Annotated in this window: 16 protein-coding genes; 5 read left to right on the top strand and 11 right to left on the bottom strand. The window is 42.7% G+C overall.

The features are described from left to right. Positions 1-21 precede the first annotated feature (21 nt). Positions 22-2,583: a U32 family peptidase gene (locus tag MNR06_RS06265; protein ID WP_243540193.1), complete on the top strand. Its 2,562-nt coding sequence runs from the start codon at positions 22-24 to the stop codon at positions 2,581-2,583. A 66-nt stretch (positions 2,584-2,649) separates the two neighbouring features. On the opposite strand, the gene MNR06_RS06270 is transcribed toward MNR06_RS06265, so the two are convergent. Both MNR06_RS06270 and MNR06_RS06275 read right to left on the bottom strand, forming a co-directional pair. Further along, a complete protein-coding gene (locus tag MNR06_RS06270; RefSeq protein WP_243540195.1) occupies positions 2,650-2,937 on the bottom strand; it encodes a chorismate mutase in 288 nt (95 codons plus the stop codon). 13 nt (positions 2,938-2,950) lie between these two features. Then, on the bottom strand, positions 2,951-4,165 hold the full coding sequence (locus MNR06_RS06275; RefSeq protein WP_243540197.1) for a class I SAM-dependent rRNA methyltransferase: 1,215 nt from the start codon (positions 4,163-4,165) through the stop codon (positions 2,951-2,953). Positions 4,166-4,300: 135 nt separating this feature from the next. On the opposite strand from MNR06_RS06275, the gene MNR06_RS06280 reads away from it, so the two are divergent. Both MNR06_RS06280 and MNR06_RS06285 read left to right on the top strand, forming a co-directional pair. Further along, positions 4,301-5,560, top strand: coding sequence for a cupin domain-containing protein (locus tag MNR06_RS06280; RefSeq protein ID WP_243540199.1), 1,260 nt, complete (start codon positions 4,301-4,303; stop codon positions 5,558-5,560). A gap of 162 nt (positions 5,561-5,722) precedes the next feature. Next, positions 5,723-7,969: an ankyrin repeat domain-containing protein gene (locus MNR06_RS06285; RefSeq protein WP_243540209.1), complete on the top strand. Its 2,247-nt coding sequence runs from the start codon at positions 5,723-5,725 to the stop codon at positions 7,967-7,969. A 109-nt stretch (positions 7,970-8,078) separates the two neighbouring features. Here MNR06_RS06285 and MNR06_RS06290 read toward each other — a convergent pair whose 3' ends face one another. The 4 genes from MNR06_RS06290 to MNR06_RS06305 all read right to left on the bottom strand — a co-directional run bounded on the left by MNR06_RS06290 (position 8,079) and on the right by MNR06_RS06305 (position 10,661). After that, positions 8,079-8,948, bottom strand: a complete 870-nt coding sequence (locus tag MNR06_RS06290) for a substrate-binding periplasmic protein (RefSeq protein WP_243540211.1) — start codon at positions 8,946-8,948, stop codon at positions 8,079-8,081. 64 nt (positions 8,949-9,012) lie between these two features. After that, positions 9,013-9,435, bottom strand: coding sequence for a DUF4288 domain-containing protein (locus tag MNR06_RS06295; protein WP_243540213.1), 423 nt, complete (start codon positions 9,433-9,435; stop codon positions 9,013-9,015). A 63-nt stretch (positions 9,436-9,498) separates the two neighbouring features. Next, complete coding sequence (locus tag MNR06_RS06300; RefSeq protein WP_243540215.1) at positions 9,499-10,281, bottom strand: c-type cytochrome; 783 nt, start codon at positions 10,279-10,281, stop codon at positions 9,499-9,501. Further along, entirely contained in the window at positions 10,269-10,661 is a 393-nt protein-coding gene (locus tag MNR06_RS06305; protein ID WP_243540216.1) for a hypothetical protein, read from the bottom strand. Before MNR06_RS06305 ends, MNR06_RS06300 begins: the two co-directional genes overlap by 13 nt. Positions 10,662-10,763: 102 nt before the next feature. Here MNR06_RS06305 and MNR06_RS06310 point away from each other — a divergent pair, with 102 nt between their 5' ends. Next, positions 10,764-11,618: a LysR family transcriptional regulator gene (locus MNR06_RS06310; RefSeq protein ID WP_243540218.1), complete on the top strand. Its 855-nt coding sequence runs from the start codon at positions 10,764-10,766 to the stop codon at positions 11,616-11,618. Positions 11,619-11,676: 58 nt separating this feature from the next. On the opposite strand, the gene MNR06_RS06315 is transcribed toward MNR06_RS06310, so the two are convergent. The 4 genes from MNR06_RS06315 to MNR06_RS06330 form a co-directional block, all read right to left on the bottom strand. Then, positions 11,677-13,281 carry a S8 family serine peptidase gene (locus MNR06_RS06315; protein WP_243540220.1) on the bottom strand — a complete coding sequence of 535 codons (1,605 nt, stop codon included), beginning with the start codon at positions 13,279-13,281 and terminating at the stop codon, positions 11,677-11,679. A gap of 10 nt (positions 13,282-13,291) precedes the next feature. Then, complete coding sequence (locus MNR06_RS06320) at positions 13,292-13,735, bottom strand: hypothetical protein (RefSeq protein ID WP_243540222.1); 444 nt, start codon at positions 13,733-13,735, stop codon at positions 13,292-13,294. Between the two features lie 130 nt (positions 13,736-13,865). After that, positions 13,866-14,711 carry a hypothetical protein gene (locus MNR06_RS06325; RefSeq protein ID WP_243540224.1) on the bottom strand — a complete coding sequence of 282 codons (846 nt, stop codon included), beginning with the start codon at positions 14,709-14,711 and terminating at the stop codon, positions 13,866-13,868. Positions 14,712-14,809: 98 nt separating this feature from the next. Next, the gene (locus MNR06_RS06330; protein WP_243540226.1) at positions 14,810-15,694 is read right to left on the bottom strand and encodes a LamG domain-containing protein; all 885 of its coding nucleotides are present in this window, start codon (positions 15,692-15,694) and stop codon (positions 14,810-14,812) included. A 178-nt stretch (positions 15,695-15,872) separates the two neighbouring features. On the opposite strand from MNR06_RS06330, the gene MNR06_RS06335 reads away from it, so the two are divergent. Then, entirely contained in the window at positions 15,873-16,349 is a 477-nt protein-coding gene (locus MNR06_RS06335) for a YaiI/YqxD family protein (RefSeq protein ID WP_243540228.1), read from the top strand. Here the strand turns inward: MNR06_RS06335 and MNR06_RS06340 are convergent. Beyond that, complete coding sequence (locus MNR06_RS06340; protein ID WP_243540230.1) at positions 16,324-16,953, bottom strand: tRNA-uridine aminocarboxypropyltransferase; 630 nt, start codon at positions 16,951-16,953, stop codon at positions 16,324-16,326. The genes MNR06_RS06335 and MNR06_RS06340 overlap by 26 nt on opposite strands. Positions 16,954-16,986: the final 33 nt, after the last annotated feature.

Below are 16,986 nucleotides of genomic sequence, written 5' to 3' on the forward strand. Positions count from 1 at the left end.
TGAACTGGCTAATTACTGCCTATGGAAAATCAAAATCTAAAGCGACCTGAACTGCTTCTTCCTGTGGGCACCAAGGATATGGCCTTGGCGGCTATTCATAATGGCGCTGATGCCATTTTTATGGGGGTACCGGGATTCAATGCCCGCGGTCGCAGCCATGATTTCCAAATCGAAGAGGTTAAGGACATTATCGATACCTGCCATCTTCATGGCGTAAAAGTGAACCTTGCTTTTAATATCCTGATTTTCCAAAACGAGCTTCAAGGTGCGGTTGAAGTTTTAGAAAAAATCCTTCCGTTAAAACCTGATGCCTTCATCGTCCAAGATTTGGGCTTAGTGCGCTTGATCCGTCAAATGGCGCCTTGGCAGCGTGTGCATGCTTCAACACAAATGAGCGTCACTAATGCTGAAGCAATCCAATGGTTGGATGATTTAGGTATTCAGCGCTTTGTGCTTGCGCGCGAAAACTCCATCAGCGAAATCACCGCTATTAAACAAAATACGACGAAAGAAATCGAAGTCTTCGTTCACGGTGCTTTGTGCGTGAGCTATTCTGGACAGTGTTTTACTTCTGAAGGCATCGGTGGACGCTCTGCCAACCGTGGCCAATGTGCGCAAAGCTGCCGCTTCACCTACGAAATGCACGTTGACGGCGAAAAGCGTGACCTTAACGGCAAGTCTTTCCTAGTTTCCCCACAAGATCTTTGCGGTATCAACGAAGTTCCCCAGCTTTTAGCAGCAGGTGTAGATTGCTTCAAGGTTGAAGGTCGCCTTAAAACTCCTGAATACGTGGCGACGGCCGCTCGCAGCTTTGATGAAGCCATCACTTCAGCGCAAGGTGGTAAGGCTTTAGCTAATCCTATCCTTAAGAAAAAACAAATGGCTTCAGCCTTCTCTCGTGGATTTTATAGTGGCTGGTTCCATGGCGTGAATCACCAGGAATTGGTTGAAGGTACTTTCAGTGCCCACCGTGGTTTTGAGTTCGGTAAAATCACTCGTGTTAATGGCAACTCTTTAGAAGTTGAATTGAATCCTGCGGCTTTCTTGCAAGGTTTAAAAGCGGACTTCATTAAAGCCGGTGACGGTATCTTGTGGGTGTATAAGGACCGCTCAGGACAAAACTTAGAAAAAGGCGGATTTGTATTCGCGGTTAAATGCCTTTCTTCAAGCAAATTTGAATTAGAGTTTTCTAGAGACATCGCGATGGATGGCCTTTACCTGGGCGCCCGCGTTTTCTATAACCATGATAAAGATCTTAAAAAAGACGTTTCATTAAGTGTTGAAGATAAACAAAGAAAGAAACGTCTTCCTGTTTTCATTCGTGCTCAAGCTTCTTTAGGTCAACCACTGACCGTTGAATACACAGACGGCACCTATACAGTTTCAGCTTCTTCTGAAAACGTGTGCGAAGCTGCCAAGAACAAGGGCCTCAATGCTCAAGACCTGCAAGAAGAGCTTTTTGCTTTAATGGGTAGTCCATTCCGCGGGGAAGGTTTTGAGTGCATGATTGATGCTATGACTCCCCTTTTCTTGCCTCACCGTCAAATTAAGGAATTGCGCCAACAACTAGTCAAAGAATTGACTGACCTGCGTATTAAAAATGGCGCGGCTCCGGTTATTCCGGCGCAGCCTGCGGTGATGGATTGGATCGCTAGTAAAAAAATCTCTAAAACTTCTGCGCACCCTGGTTTGAAATTGAACTTGTTATTACGTGATAAGCATCAAGTGGAAGATGTTGCTAATGCGATTAAGAATGGCGAGTTGACGCCGGCTGGGATCAATTACTTTATCTTGGATTTTGAATTCGGTTTGGATTTTGAACCAAGCTTAAATGTTTTAAGAGCGCAGAATCTGAAAGTTGCTGTTGCGACCACGCGTATCTTAAAACCTAATGAACACCGCAATATCAAAGCTCTATTAAGAATGAATCCTGATGCGATCTTGGCTAGAAACTTAGGCGCTGTTCAGTATCTTCAAGCTAATGGCTTCCAAGGCGAAATCCTTGGCGACTTTAGCTTAAACGTGGCCAATCATTTAACTGCCCAGTATTTGCTTGATAAAGGCCTTACAAGCGTTTGTTTGGGTTATGACCTAAATCACCTTCAGGTCAGCGAATTGATTCAAGCGGGTCAAGCTGAACGCTTTGAAGTGACAGCTTATCAATACATGCCAAGCTTCCACATGGAGCACTGTGTGTTCGCGGCTTTCCTAAGCAAAGGGACTAGCTTTAAAGACTGCGGTAAGCCTTGTGAAAAACATGAAGTGAAGTTGAAAGACCAATTCGGCAACTGGCATCAGATTAAGCCTGACCAAGAGTGCCGCAATACTATGTATAACGGGACCTCGCAGTCTGCGGCTCGTTACGTGAAGGAATGGGAGTCCTTCGGTCTTGGTTACATCCGCTATGAAGCTTTAAAAGAGCGTGGTGCGGAATTGATCACGAAAATCCAAGCGCACTTGGACTTTATCTCTGGAACTAAGAATCTGGAATCTTTGATTAAGGATTTAGGAAACGTAGAAAGCTACGGACTTTCAGAAAGTCATTTCGGCAGAGAAAAAGAATATCAGAGCAGAAAGAAGTAGTTCTTAGAGGCTACTTCGGCGAAGCGGAAGTGTAGACCAGTCGGCGAAGCCGAAGTGCAGACCAGCTTACTTCGGCGGAAATTTCGATTTTAGGTAAGTTTCGTATTCTCTTAATAGGGAGTTCATCACTCCCTTAAGAAGTTCATCAAATTGTGGGTCTTTTTCTTGGCCCTCATTTAAAGCGACAAAATCTTTAATTATTTGAGCTTCGCGTTCGGCATTAAAGAACGGCTGACCTTCTGCTTGTTTGATTTTCCAGATGGCCATAGTCAAATCGCGACGACGCACTAAAAGCGCATGCATCTCTTTATGAACTTGATCGATTTCCTGACGAAGGCTTGCGATGGTATTCACAGATAGCTCCCTCTTAGTCCAAACGGAAAAGTGCGAATTTTAGATAGCGAAGTTCTTCCATCGCCAAAGGATATGGATGGTCCACGGGCTGACCACCCATATAAACCAACGTGCCTTTTTTGCGAGCTTTAGAGAAAGCTTCCTTACAGATCTCCATAAAAGCTTGAGTGGAAATGTGGCTTGAACAAGAACTTGCCGCAAAGAGGCCTTCTTGATTCACAAGCTTAATGGAATTAGAGAATACCTTTGCGTAAGCAGCTTTGGCTTGCTCCACTGATTTTTCGTTCGGTGCAAAGCTTGGCGGGTCTGTGATGACGATGTCGTATTTTTTCTTTTCGGTATTTAGCTGTTCAAGGTATGCAAAGGCATCTGTCGCTACGTCATGGTGAACTGTATTCAGTTTGTTGATTTCAAAATTACGCTGAACCGCTTGAATAGCGACTTTGGCAATGTCGACGCTTGTCACTTCTTTAGCGCCACCTTTAGCAGCAAAAATAGAAAAGCCGCCCGTATAACTGAATAGATTTAAAACAGTCTTTCCTTTAGCAAAATGCTGGATCATTTTGCGGTTATCGCGTTGATCTAGGAAAAAGCCCGTCTTAGCAGCGTCACGAATGTTAGAGGCAAAAAGAACGCCATTTTCCAGGAATTGAACCTCAGGCGCTAATGTCCCGATGATGTTGGTTCCTTTTTCATCAGCGTCGTTACGGCGTTTCAGGTATACGCACTTAATTTGCGGGAAGGCCTCTTGGATTTTTTCGCCAATAGCTTTAGCATTCCAAGTTTTTTCCATGATAGCGTGGTCATGCTTAATAACCGCTGTGTCGTTATAGATATCGACGATAAGACCTGGCAGACCGTCACCCTCCCCGTTAATCAAACGGAAAGAATTTGTCACTGAAAGATCAAAAGTACGGCGGATTTCAACGGCCTTACGCCATTGGTTTTCAAAATAGAGTTCTAAGGTGCGCTTGACGCTGTTTTTTCTAAAGATAGGTTCTTCGGCAAGGACTAGAACTCTAAAACGTAATTGTGTGTCGTTTTGCCAGATCCCCAAAGCAAGGGTTTCGCCCTTATAGTTTAAAAGATGGATACCTGACTTAACAGAGCGCCCCTCTTCAAAGCAGTTTGCAAATATCCAGCGGTGGCCTTGCTTAAGATGTTTAGTTACATCGCGCTTAAGCTCTAGGGTCTGAACGGATTCATCAAAGGTCACAGCTGGGTTCATTAGATTCTCCAAGGAGGTAAATATTTAAGCTAATTACGAAGGCTCCACAAGGGCTTAAGGCGCCTTCTTGAAAGCCCTTGGCGAATTTACAAGGCTGTCTTGACTGTGGTGGGTTTCTAAACGACTCTCGCGCTTATGAAGTCTTCTAAAACGTCTGTATCGCCTTTAAAACCAGTCCTGTTAGATCAAAAGTTTTGGAAGAACTTTGCCGCGAACTATTGGGAAAAAAAGCCCTTAGCGCTTAAAAACGTCAAATCCGGTTTATTAGAAATGAGCGCTGCAGAGATCTTTGATCTTTTGGTCCTTTATAGCGACCGCTGCCGTAAGCTGAACGACCCTGAAGGCTTTAAATTTTATATCGATGGTTTTAAGGCCGATGCCGATGATGTTTTGCAAGTCCTGCCCGTTAAGAGTGATAAGTCCCTGCTGGGATATCACGCCCGTATGGAAGCGGAGTTTTCAGATTACTGCCTAGTTTGCGATGAGCTCCTTAAGGTGAATTTAAAAAAGCAGCATCTGCTGACTGACTTTACCGACGAGCTTTACCATCACGTAGGTTTCCCGAATCGTTTTTCTGAAATGGGTCTTTATTTAGGGAACTATCGTAAGACTCCATTTGGGGTCCACGTAGACTCCTGCGGTGTATTTAGTTTCCCGGTTGCTGGAACTAAGACCTTCCGTCTTTGGACACCTGAGTTCGCCGAAAAGCATCCCGATCTGGATCGCGCTTTTAAGTATGATAAATACAAAAAAGACTCCTTGGTTTTAGAGGCTCGCCCTGGCGACATGACTTATTGGCCGTCAAATGCTTGGCATATTGCTGAATCTGATGGCTCTTTCAGTGCGACGTGGAGCTTGGGCGTGTGGGTTGATCAACCTCACAAGAATATGTTCTCTGATTCTTTGAAGGATCTTCTAGATTCGAAGTTAGCTAAAGATGCACTCAAGCCGACAACTTCGTTTAAAACCCTGCACAACAAGTCTGGCGAAGTGACAGAACTTCCTAGTGCTTACCGCGATTCGATGGCTGTATTGCAGAACTTGTCTGCCCTTCAGTTGCAAGAGGCATTTTTAAAATCTTGGATGAAGCATATTTCGCTTCAAGGTTTTAAGACAATTCCGAAGGTTGATTTAAAAATAACTCCGAAATTAAATATCAAACTGCGCAACAATCGCGCTTTAATCCTGTGGCAACAAAGTCTTACCGACAAAAAAGTCTTCTACTTCAGTTTTGGTGGCGTTTTAGTTGAATCGAAATCTAGGGGCCTTCTTAAGCTCGTGACGGCCCTGAACGCAGGTAAGACTTGTTTGGTGGGTCAGTTCTTAAAAGGCTTAACTGCAAAAAAGGATTTAGCATTGCTTCAGAAGCTTGTGGATGCCGGTTCCTGCAGTTAGCAGCAAACCCGTTCCAAGAATCTGGATTTCGTCTTAGTCTCCGGAAGCTGTTTTTAGAATACATCAATTTCATAGCTCATCAATTTGATTTGGCGCCAAAATCTTTTGGCACACACCTTGCCCTATAGAGCCCCGTTAAGAACCTTTCATGGGGAAAAATCAATGAAATCAACTGTCAAAAATATGTCGTCTTTAATGGCCTCAGTGTTAGTGCCTTTAACTGTCAGTCAAATCTTAATGGGCTGTTCTGCTTCGAAAACTTCCATTGATCCTACTGAAAAACTCTCTTTTGAAACGGAAAAATGCGTTTTCCCCTGGAATTTCGCAGAGTCTATAGAGCGCGGAGATGCAGCCTGTGTGGCAGTAAATCTTAAGAAAGGTGCAAATCCCAATACAAAAATTAAAACTTTCTGGGATCCTTCAATTAGTCCTCTTCACCACATCATCACCCGTGGCATGTTTAAAGACAGTCCGAAGATTGTTCAAATGCTTTTACAAGCAGGAGCAGATCCCAATGAAACCCTCTCATCTGGGGATCCTATTCTTTTTGAAGCAGCTAAAGGGTCAAGTTTTTATAGAGATGAAATAACCTTGGCTTTGATAAAATGGCCAAAAACCGACGTCAATATTCACGATTCAAAGTTGAATCAGACCCTTTTAGAAAAGCTGCTGAATCAAGGCCGTGATAAAGAAATAAAACCTGTTTTAGCGGCTTTGTTAAATAGAAATGATCTTAAAGTCGAAAATATTAGCGAGAAATATTCTGTAGCTCACCTTGCTTTTACCCAAGGCCTTGTAACGGAGGCCATGCAGATAATTGAAAAAGGATCCAGCCCGAATTCTGTAAATGGAAACGATGTTCTTTTAAATTCATCCATCGCTTCTCAAAATAAATCTTTTACTGATTTTTTATTAAGCAGACCCGATATTGATATTAACTTAAGAGCGAATATTAAAGACATAGATAAAGGCACTACGTCTTTGCATGTAGCGACTCAGGTCGATGCAGTTGATATTATGCAAAAACTACTTCAGAAAAAAGCCCAGGTTAATTTCAAAGACTTAGCTGATAGATTGCCTTTGCATTATATAAAATCTAAAAACGCCGCAGAAATCTTGCTGTCCCAGGGCAGTCTTGTTGATGCCCTAGACAGCTCTGGCAATACGCCACTTTCCTATGCTGTTCAGGGTGGTAAGACTGACGTAGCAGAACTATTATTAAGCAAAAAAGCCAATCCAAATGCTTTGTTGGAAAAATCCCCATTGATTTGCAGAATCTTAGAAACTAGCCACAACATTATGTTGGAAAAGGTTTTTAAATATAATGTAAATCCAGCGGTTGATTGCGGCAATACTACACCGCTTCTGACGGCCATTGAAAATAGTAATATCTTCGCCACTCAACTTCTGCTTAAAGCAGGTGTCCCATTAGATAAAAAAGACGGCCAGAATAAACTTCCCTTACAAGAGGCTTCTAAAAAAGGTTTGTCAGAAATCGTAGAACTCCTTTTACAAAATGGTGCGCCAGTAAATCTTCGCGATGCTAATGATAACACCGCCCTTCATTTCGCGGCTAATGAGAAAGTGTTAAAGGCTCTTTTAAGCGCTAAAGCTGAGGTGAACGCAGTTAATGCAGAAGGTGACACTCCGCTTTTCGCTGCAATTAAAAATAATCGTAAAAACTTGCCGCAAATTTTATTGAATCATCAAGCTGAAATTCATGGTTCAAACCGTAAAGGTCACAGCTTATTAATTTTAGCTTTAGAAAATGACGATTTAGACTTGGTTAAAGTTTTAGCCAATGCGGGTGCAAACATTGACGGGGAAAAAGAGTCCATCGAAAGACCCATCTTTTTTATCGAAACACTTGCGGAAGCTGTGTTCTTTGTAGAACGCAAAGCCGAGCTGAATGGAACACTAAGAGCATTAGCTGAACTTATCAAGAAGTGGAATCGATGGAGAACTTTGACACCTGCAGAAACAGAAATTTTAATTTATCTATCTTCGCAAGGTGCGCGCTCTATAGAGTTTTTAGATACGGTTCTGATTGAGAACAACTTAAATCTTATGTCTGGTTTATTAAGCAGTGGTTGGTCGCTTTCTTATAAAGAGAATGGCAGAGGCATCGACTCTAATAAAATTAGCAGTCATGAAATGCTCATTTTGTTATTAAAAAATGATCATACCTTTGAAGATTATCAAAAATTTATTTATACTCTGGAATTCAATATTCGCCGTCAAACCAGTGAACTTGAATCAGCAAAAGCCAAATACGAAAGTAAAAAGGCCAGCGGCGAAATCGATAATGATCTTGCTATCAGAATGCAGGTGCTAAAATCCGCGATAGACTATGACACTAAGATGATCGAAATCGCTGAAGAGTGGAAAGAAGGAAAACTTAAGCTCTAGTTAGCAATGTATCGCTGATTTGCTAGAACAGGCATTTGACGTTTCTGAACTAGCACCTTGCAAGATCTGGCAAATGCAGGCGCCCTGCAGTAACTCGAACAAGTTCCTTCTATTTTTTCAACTTTAGGTATTTTCTAGGGACGGCATCTTTGTAAATGGGCTTTTCATACCAGCTATTTAGAATTTCTTGATAGCGCCCCGATTTACGAAGTTGCGCAAGGCCGCTATTAAATTTATTAATCAAGTCTTGGCCGTGTTTAATTTTTTTGGAAATCACTAAATGGTATTCAGCTCGTTGAATATAATGATCATTGTGCGTAATGAGGATCGCTTTTTCGCCATAAAGTTTTTTCGCCAGCACATAACCCACCTCGACATCACTGGGAACAGCTGCGGCTCTTTTAGCCATCAACATATTGAAACTCTGAACATCCGATAGCAAGCGAAGGACCTTTATAGCTCCTTTTTTTTCAGCCTCGATAAACCCATCCCCCATCCCGCCAAAGCCAATTGTTGAAGCGATAAGTTTATCTTTTAAATCTGCATAATCGTTCCAAGAAAAAGGAGTGGACTTAAGGTGAAAGAAAGCATAGTGCCCGACGTAAATAGGATCACTGAATAGGTAAAAAGGTTCACGCTCTTTCAGACGTACAAAAGCGATGGTTCCATCCCACTCTCCAGTTTTTGAAAACTGGGCCGCGCGTGCCCACGGAAAAAATCCGTACTGAACATCCACTCCCTTCACTGCAAATGCTTCTTTAGTGATATGAGCAAGTATGCCTTTATTTTCAAGATGTTCTGAAACAAAAGGTGACCACTCTCCCGTAGAGATGCGCACCACTTCGTTTGAAAACGCGGTTTGAACAAAAAGATTCAATAAAAGAAACAATAGCTGAGCTGGCATAAAAAAATATAATAGCACGGAAACAGTTAAATGATCCGGTGTTGAAGCTGTGTAATTCGCCAATGTTTCAAACAATAGACGAACCCCGGAAAATATAGACCGGAACTCTATTAAGTCCCGGTCTATATTCTGAAATATTTTAGATGTAAGAACCTAATTCCTTACTCATAAACCTTTTGCGCATCTTAATTGTGCTATTTGTTTCCATCTTTCCAAGTCTACGTGTAATCAGATCATTTTTAGATGGTTTTTTAGTCAATACTCCAGTTGATGCAAAAACTTCAACACCAGTATCTAGTGATTCATAAATTTCAAAAACATCGCAGGCTTTTAAATACTCAGTGCGTACGGATTGATTTTCAAAATTTGTATAAGTGTATTGGCTGTATTCTTTAGCGTCTTTTTCAGCCGCTTTTACTGCGGCAAGCGGAGTTGCTGCTTGGAACAATACTACACGCTCTTCAAGCAATTCAGCAAAGGCCTGTTTGCCTTTTCCGCTGGATTTACCCACAGCACGAGTTATATAAAGCGTTTTTACGGCAAACCATCTTTTATTTTTCATTGTCTCTTCCTATACATAGTTCAGGTCACTCACAACACCTAAGAACTATAGTACACAGTTGTTTTAGAAACCACGAATAAAGTCTTCAAGCTGCCTTTTTTCTTTTTGATCCAATGAAAATCCTAAAGGAGGCATGTGACCTTTTTGTATCAAGGCGCGAATAGTGCCTATGTGCTGGCGGCGTAAAAAACCGCGAGCGAAAGATCCACTTTCATTATGGCAGCGTACGCAAGTTTTGACTTTCAAGAAGGTATTATCTTCGCGAGAATGATATGAAAAAGGAACAGTCAGATGTGCATCCTCTTGGTCATGTGTCCGATCATAAACAATTCTGCCATAGGCCTTCATTCTTAAATTCCAAGTGTGGATCTTGATTCGCTCACGCCACGTTAAGGCAGCGTCCTGACTTTCTGCGAACGGACGGATCGCACGCGGGCCGTTGTTATGACAGATAAAACAATTGGCGCGATATTCAACTCGTTGCTCAATTAAATTGTCGCTCCATTTTAAATCACCGGGCTTTAACTGGTAAAAACGGGCCACCTTGGGATTTTTAGTTTTATCAATAAAGATGGCCAACCTGTCCCACTGGGTGGGATCAGCATTCGCTCCGTGATGACTTTGATTCATCATCCAGACATCCTGGTCTTTACCCCACTGCCAGGTGATTTTATTAAATACGGGTTTCAAATCCGCTGTTTTAGATTCCTCAGATTCAATAGTGAGCGCGTGGCCATCAAAAGCGATCCATGCGATAGCTACAAGCAGATAGATAAGAATGTAAAGCCCCTGTTTAAAAGAGGCTTTCCATTTTAGTGAAACCAGTTTCTGGCCTACATCGGGCATGTAAAGTTATATTCTTGGGATTCGATTTGAAGTTTGGCATAATAGGTAGGGTTTCCTGATCCAGGGCCACAACGTCCACATCTGCCACCGTAATTCTTGGGATAAGAAAAAGACAAAGTAGCTTCTTTCCCCGTTTGCTCAGAGGTTAAGCCATAAGTGTAAGGTAGTTCCACCACTTGCCAACCAGTGAAAGTTTCTGACGTCGTATCTGGGTTAGTTACTACGCCTGTTGCTTGCGCCGGGCGCGCTTGAATGACCGTAACACTTAAGGAGGCTCCGGCATCGCTAAAACAATTGTGAGTCCCTAGGACCACGGGAGCCGGCGTTGCCAAAGCCAAAGAGTTCAACATTAAAATCATAACAAATACTAAAGTTTTCATGGTTAATCCTTTCAGAGCTTTATCGCTGAATACTGATTAGCCCCTCTCGATAAATAATAAAAATTAATTGTTTTTATATATCCATTAGAATAACTAATACCTATGAAAATCTCGAACTTAGGCCTTTCCGCCTTCCTGCAGACCGCCAAGGACTTGAATATTACAAACGCCGCCAAAGAGCTGGGATTAACCCAGTCTGCTTTGTCGCAACGTATTTCCCTTCTTGAAGCAGATCTTGAAGTGACCTTGTTCGTGCGAGAACCACGAGGTTTAAAACTCACGGAGGCAGGAGAAAAACTGCTGAAATTTGCCAGTATTCAAAAGCAATTGGAAAACGAACTTCTGTGGGACATCAAAGGCTCTCAAGAAAATATCGCCGGTCATTTTAGATTAGCGGCCTATTCTTCGGTTTTACGCTCTATGATTATCCCTTCTTTAGCGGGCCTCATGCGCGCTCACCCGGGAATCAGCATCGATTTTCAGTCCTACGAAATGTATGAGCTTCCGGATGTTTTGAAATCTGCTAAAGCGGATCTTATCGTCATGGATTACAAGTGGGGTAAAAGCGGCTTGCATGAATCCGTGCTTGGTTATGAGGAGTTTGTGGTGATTGAAAGCGTGAAACATCAAAGTCCCGCTGACGTCTATTTGGATCATGGCCCCTTAGATAATGCGACGGAATCATTTTTTAAAAATCAGTCCAAAGTTCCCAAACTTATTCGTAGATCCTTTATGGGCGATGTTTATGGAATTATTGACGCGGTTGAATTGGGCCTGGGCCGCGCGGTGATGAGCCGTCATTTAGTCAACGACAATAAGTACGTGAAGATCGTTCCGGGATATCAAAAGTACAAACGACCCATTACTATTCACTACCACGATCAGCCCTATTATTCGCGCCTGCACAGTTTGATTTTAAAAGAACTTGAGAAAAAGGCGCCGTCCTTTTTGAGCTAAAAAACAAAAAAAGGCAGCACTGTTGGCTGCCTTTTCTTACGTGTAGTAAATCGAGAAATTAATTAATTTTGCGATACTTCTTACGTACAGCGTACGCACCATCAACGGCAGCTTTGGCATTGACCAAGCCCTTGCCAGTTTGATTTGGAATTTCAGTTTTAATTGGAGTCGCTGTACCGTCCATGATTTGACGAATTTTCCAAGAAGTGATGCCTGGAACGACAGATCTCATCAATGCCACAACACCTGCCACATAGGGAGATGACATTGAAGTACCGCTGAATTCTGCATAATCTGCGGCTTGAATTTCAAACTGCACCTTAAGTGACGAAGAGTTTGCTAAGTTAGCGATTAATTCTTCGCCAGCTGTTTTTTCGACCATAATTACAGGGACCTGGATTTCGTTTGGATCTTCACTTAATGACCCGCTTACCAAAGCTGAATCGTTATTGCAGATAACCAAAGCTGAAGCCCCCGCTTTTTGCGCGTTTTTGATTTTATCTAACAATGGCAAATTGCCACGTTTAACTACTAGGATCTTTCCTGTTGCATTTACTTTTGTAAGTTCATCCACTGTGCCGTATTCACCAAAAATAGATGCTTCATTTAGGGAAGTCGTAGGAACCCCGATAAATGTCACTCCAGGAAGAACTTTCCAATCACCACTTTGAGTTTGAAAGCTTGAAAGCGCAGCTCGGCCCATCCCCAATGGTACTGCAGAACGAATACCCACACCTGGCGCCATTAAGTCTAAAGCTGGGCTCCAGTTAGAAAACGCTGCACGCTGCCCGCTCATATCAACTGCACCTACTGCCGTCACAGAAAGATATCCCGCAGGCAAAGGAGTCGCCTCCATACCATTGTTACCCATAGCTGCAACAACTGGAATTTGCTCTCCGTCTAATTGATTAATCATAAATCTTTCAGTAACGCTTCCGCCGCCACCTAAAGACATATTCACAACATCTACTTTTTCACGAAGGGCCCAGCCTAGAGCTTTTGCAATCGCATCACTCTTACAACCTTTTACTCCGCACACTTTAGCAATAAGTAGTTTCGCTTGAGGAGCCACACCCACGGCCTCTTGTGCCGCTTGAGCTGCAATAATACCAGCTACGTGGGTTCCGTGACCGCCATCATCTTTTGTGTTTTCAGGGCCGCCTTCATCTGTAAAATTCTTCATTTGCTCAATTCGGCCCGCAAAAGCCGGATGATTTTGATCAATACCTGAATCGATCACCATCACGCGCGCGCCAACACCACGGCTCATAGTCCATGCTTGAGGTACGCTGATCATTTTAAGACCTTGGGAAACCGGCACCTGATTGTTCATCAAAGTCATGCGCGGTAAATTAGAAACCGGCGTCGGTGCCAGCTGCACCCGAGGAGCACCGTAAACTTTTTGTTTTTCGATGAAACGAAGGTCTTTTGCATCAACGAAATTAAAGATTTGATTCTGGTTCTGCGCTTCTACGATCAAAACTTGCAGATCAGACAAATCACTATCTAGACGAACCCCTGCATTATTCTGAATTGAAGATTTGAAGGCTTGCGCTTGATTGTGATCTTTAAATGAAATTAAGAATTTTTCAGCACTCGCTGAAGAGGCGATTAAAGATAAAACACCAACTGCAATGATAGTAGTAAGTTTTTGACGGTTCATTTTCTATTCCTTATTTTTTCGTGCAAGTATATTTGTGGCGAATGTTCATTGGTGCTTTATCAGGACAAAGCAGGATCGTAACATCATCCATTTCAATTTGATTTCCAACTGGTGTGAAGATCGTGATTGAATCCACAGCTAAAGGTAATGACGGACAGATCGCCGAAGAAACATGGGTCTGCATTCTGGCGCGAAGATTTTGTCCTTCACAACTTGTCGTATAAGTTGTTGGGAAGCCGTCACCTTTAGAACGGGTCACTGGAACTCCGTCAGCAATCAGCTTGGTGCCATTAATTTGATAGATGACCTGGCCTTTTTCATAGCCTTTGCTGATGCTAAACGAAGTGATCGGGCCAGACTCAGATGTACACTCGAAGTTGCCTGATAGCTCAGGGCAAGCAAATGCAGGAATTGAAACTAATAACATAATCAGATTTAAAATAATTTTTTTCATCGCAGGGACTAAATCGCTCCGTCTATTGCTTGTCAATACATGTGCAGAGATGGCGCAACAGGCGAAAAAATCATCCCGCGTTAACTAGATAAAGCAAACCGAAGACAGGCTTCGGTTTGCCTAAAATTCATTACTCACAGATCATATCTTGCGGCATGTAGGCATTGCCTTCACCGCACATGGCTTTCCTGAAAAGGCCGCGCAATTCTGCTGCAAATGAAAGCTGTTGCATGGTCATTTCACCCGCTCCAACTTTGGCCAATTCAGCTAGCATTTGATCATGCTTAAAGTGACTGAATTTTTCGATAAATTTTCTATCAATTTCTTTAAGGTTTAAAACCACATTCGAGAATGGAATTTCGATAGCTTTATATTCTGGATCGTAATCTCCATCAAAAGGCTTAAGATCTTGCGCCAATTCTCTATCATTCAGAAAGGTTTTTGCTGTCATGAAATTTGTAAGCTTAAGTTCGCTCCGGAAAGTGCGGTCGTACAATTTAATACGGCCTGGTAGCAGATCATGTAAGCCTCTTAAAGCAGCTTGATCCACGTTATTTACATGCTCTCTTAGCGCAGTCTCTGGGAACTTTTCTTGCAAAGCTCGCTCGTAGGATTCGCGAACCATCTCATGAAATACCAGCACTGTTAATTTTCGTGCCTCGACAGGCTTATGACCTTCTGCCAAGAACTTCTTATAAGTATTCACTAGTGTTATCGCCACAGTATAAACTGGAGCATTCTCGGCGTTCTTAGTATTGCCGCCAAGGTGCCAGCGGCTGCCATTTTCATAGTCAAAGATTGTACTTAGATCCAAACGACTGTTTTCAGTGTTCACTTCCTTCTTATGATCCCAAGCAAAGACATCGTGGGAAAATAAACCAATCACTCCCACGTCTTGAACATTGAATGAAGCCAAACCTTGTGAACAAAAAAGTGCTGCTAATAAAAATGAAAATCCTAATTTTGCAAATCGCATTGTTTCCTCCAGTGAAGTTTTCATGTCATAGACTGAAGGAATAGACAAAGAATACGCGCCAAGTTTTCAGTAGGTTTTCAGCTACGCGAATACGGACATTAATTTTCCCAGAACGCCCCGTAACACCCACCTGATTTACACATCACATCTTGATGTTTAACAATTTGCGCAGGTTTAAGTTCGTAATCGTAGACAGCAACTTTTCCAATCGCACCTAAGAAAAAAGAATTAAGACTGCGAGTAGCAATTCTTAACGGTGCAGACCCTGCACCGGGAATGACGTCGAATTGATGAAGGCCTTGCGTTTGTCTTAACCTTTTATTTTTATATATCTTCACGTAGCCTGTAGGATATGTAGCTGAAGTTGCTTTCGTATTGATCACTAAAGTCACGTGAAGCCACTGATCCACTTTCACAGCATCCTGAAAATAGGCGCCGGAACCTAAGCCGCCAGTTAAGTTAAATGCATAACCTGAAATTCGATTGGGACGATTTTCTGCGTTGGTGTATGAGTACATGCGCATGGCGTACTCATGTTCATTCGGCATTCCTTTACCCATCCAGTAAACGTAACCACTTCCTTCCACTTTTGGAAATTCCAAAGTGCGTGGTCTGATCCATGCTTCAAGTGTCAGTATCCCCGTAGTTGGCACCGATAAATTCGCAGCACTACGAATTTCTAAGTACTGATCAAGTCCATTAAAGTCTGCTGCGTATTCCCCGTTAGGCATTCTTACGGTGCGCGGACGAGATACTGAGGGAAAATATCTTCCCGCATTACCGTTCCCTGACAGATCCTGCTCGATCCCAAGTCTTGGTGAACCCATATTTAAAAACATCACTGGGTTATCAGCTAAAACAGACTTATTGTAATTAGATAGTCGATCGGATTGCTGTGAAGATTGAGCTTGCAAACCTACCGCAAAGACAAGAGCGCCTATGAAAGTTTTTGTAGTTAATAAAAAGACATTCTGTTGACTCATGAAACCTCCATAGGTTGCTCAATGCAATTCAATGAGAGATTCAATGAAGTTGCCATGGAAGAAAAGAGCCGTTGCGCAGATACATCAGGGTATAGCGACCTAAGCCTCTGCAATGTTGCAGGTTGGTTTTTAAAGAAGGATTTTTTGAATTTACTTTCTCTATTTTAATCAATGAGTGATGATCTTAGTGATGGAAAACAAACATGAGATTCAAATCTTCATCGATGCAGACGGCTGTCCCGTTAAGGAAGAAACCTACAAGGTCGCCGCACGCTACAAAATAAAAACCTATGTGGTAGCTAATAAGTATTTAAATGTGCCACTTGATCCACTCATAGAAATGAAAGTTGTCGCGGGAACATTCGATGCCGCAGATGATTGGATTGCAGAAACTGTTACCCACCGTGATATTGTAATCACTGCTGATATTCTTTTGGCCGAACGTTGTGTAAAGAAAAAGGCCCGTGCTCTAGGACCTAAAGGTGTCGAATTTAACGAAGACAACATTGGCTCTGCTGTCGCCAATCGCGAACTTATGCAAAACCTAAGACACATGGGTGAAATGCGCGGCGGCCCCTCCCCCATGGATCAAAAGGCACGGTCGCAATTCTTGGGAAAATTAGATCAGATTATTCAAGCTCAGAAGAGGGTGTAAGACCGCGGCCCTGCAAAGTGGCAGTGAGCTTTTTTTGATACAAACCAAGTAAGCTGTCCCCTACTTCTTCGCCTTCGATAATTCGTAAAGCTAGAGCGATGGCTTCTAATGTCGCAAGGCCCTCACTGAAGTGTTCCTTACGCAGATGATAGCGAGCTGTGTTTGCGGCACCGATTTTCACTCGCGGCAAATGCGCCAGTTCTGGATGGCGCGTGTTCAACTTACTGGCTTGGCGCCAGTTGCCATCAGTCACAATCAGTTGAATTGGTTTCTGCGGTTTGATGTCTTCTAAGTTCACCGCATCGTCTGATGGAAAAAGCACATAGGTTTCATACTGAGGTACAAGTAACGTATTTAAATCCAAACGCTCTGTTGATTGACCTCGCACGTACATCTGCGAATTACTTAGAGCGTGCAAGGCAAGGCGACCTGTGTTGGTTGTGCGCTTCAGTTCTTTTGCGTGAATGATTAGGCTCACACGTATCTTAAGATCATGCTTAGGAATAAAAGCGCAGATACAACGCTGGCGATGTAGAAAACATGTAGGACAGGGATCGATAGTTTTTCGTTTGCGGGTAAAGATATTCAGCGTATGAACTTTCATAATGTACAGGTTCCATGCTTTTACCGCGCTGGT

It is taken from the genome of Bdellovibrio reynosensis, assembly GCF_022814725.1.
GTDB classification, from domain to species: domain Bacteria; phylum Bdellovibrionota; class Bdellovibrionia; order Bdellovibrionales; family Bdellovibrionaceae; genus Bdellovibrio; species Bdellovibrio reynosensis.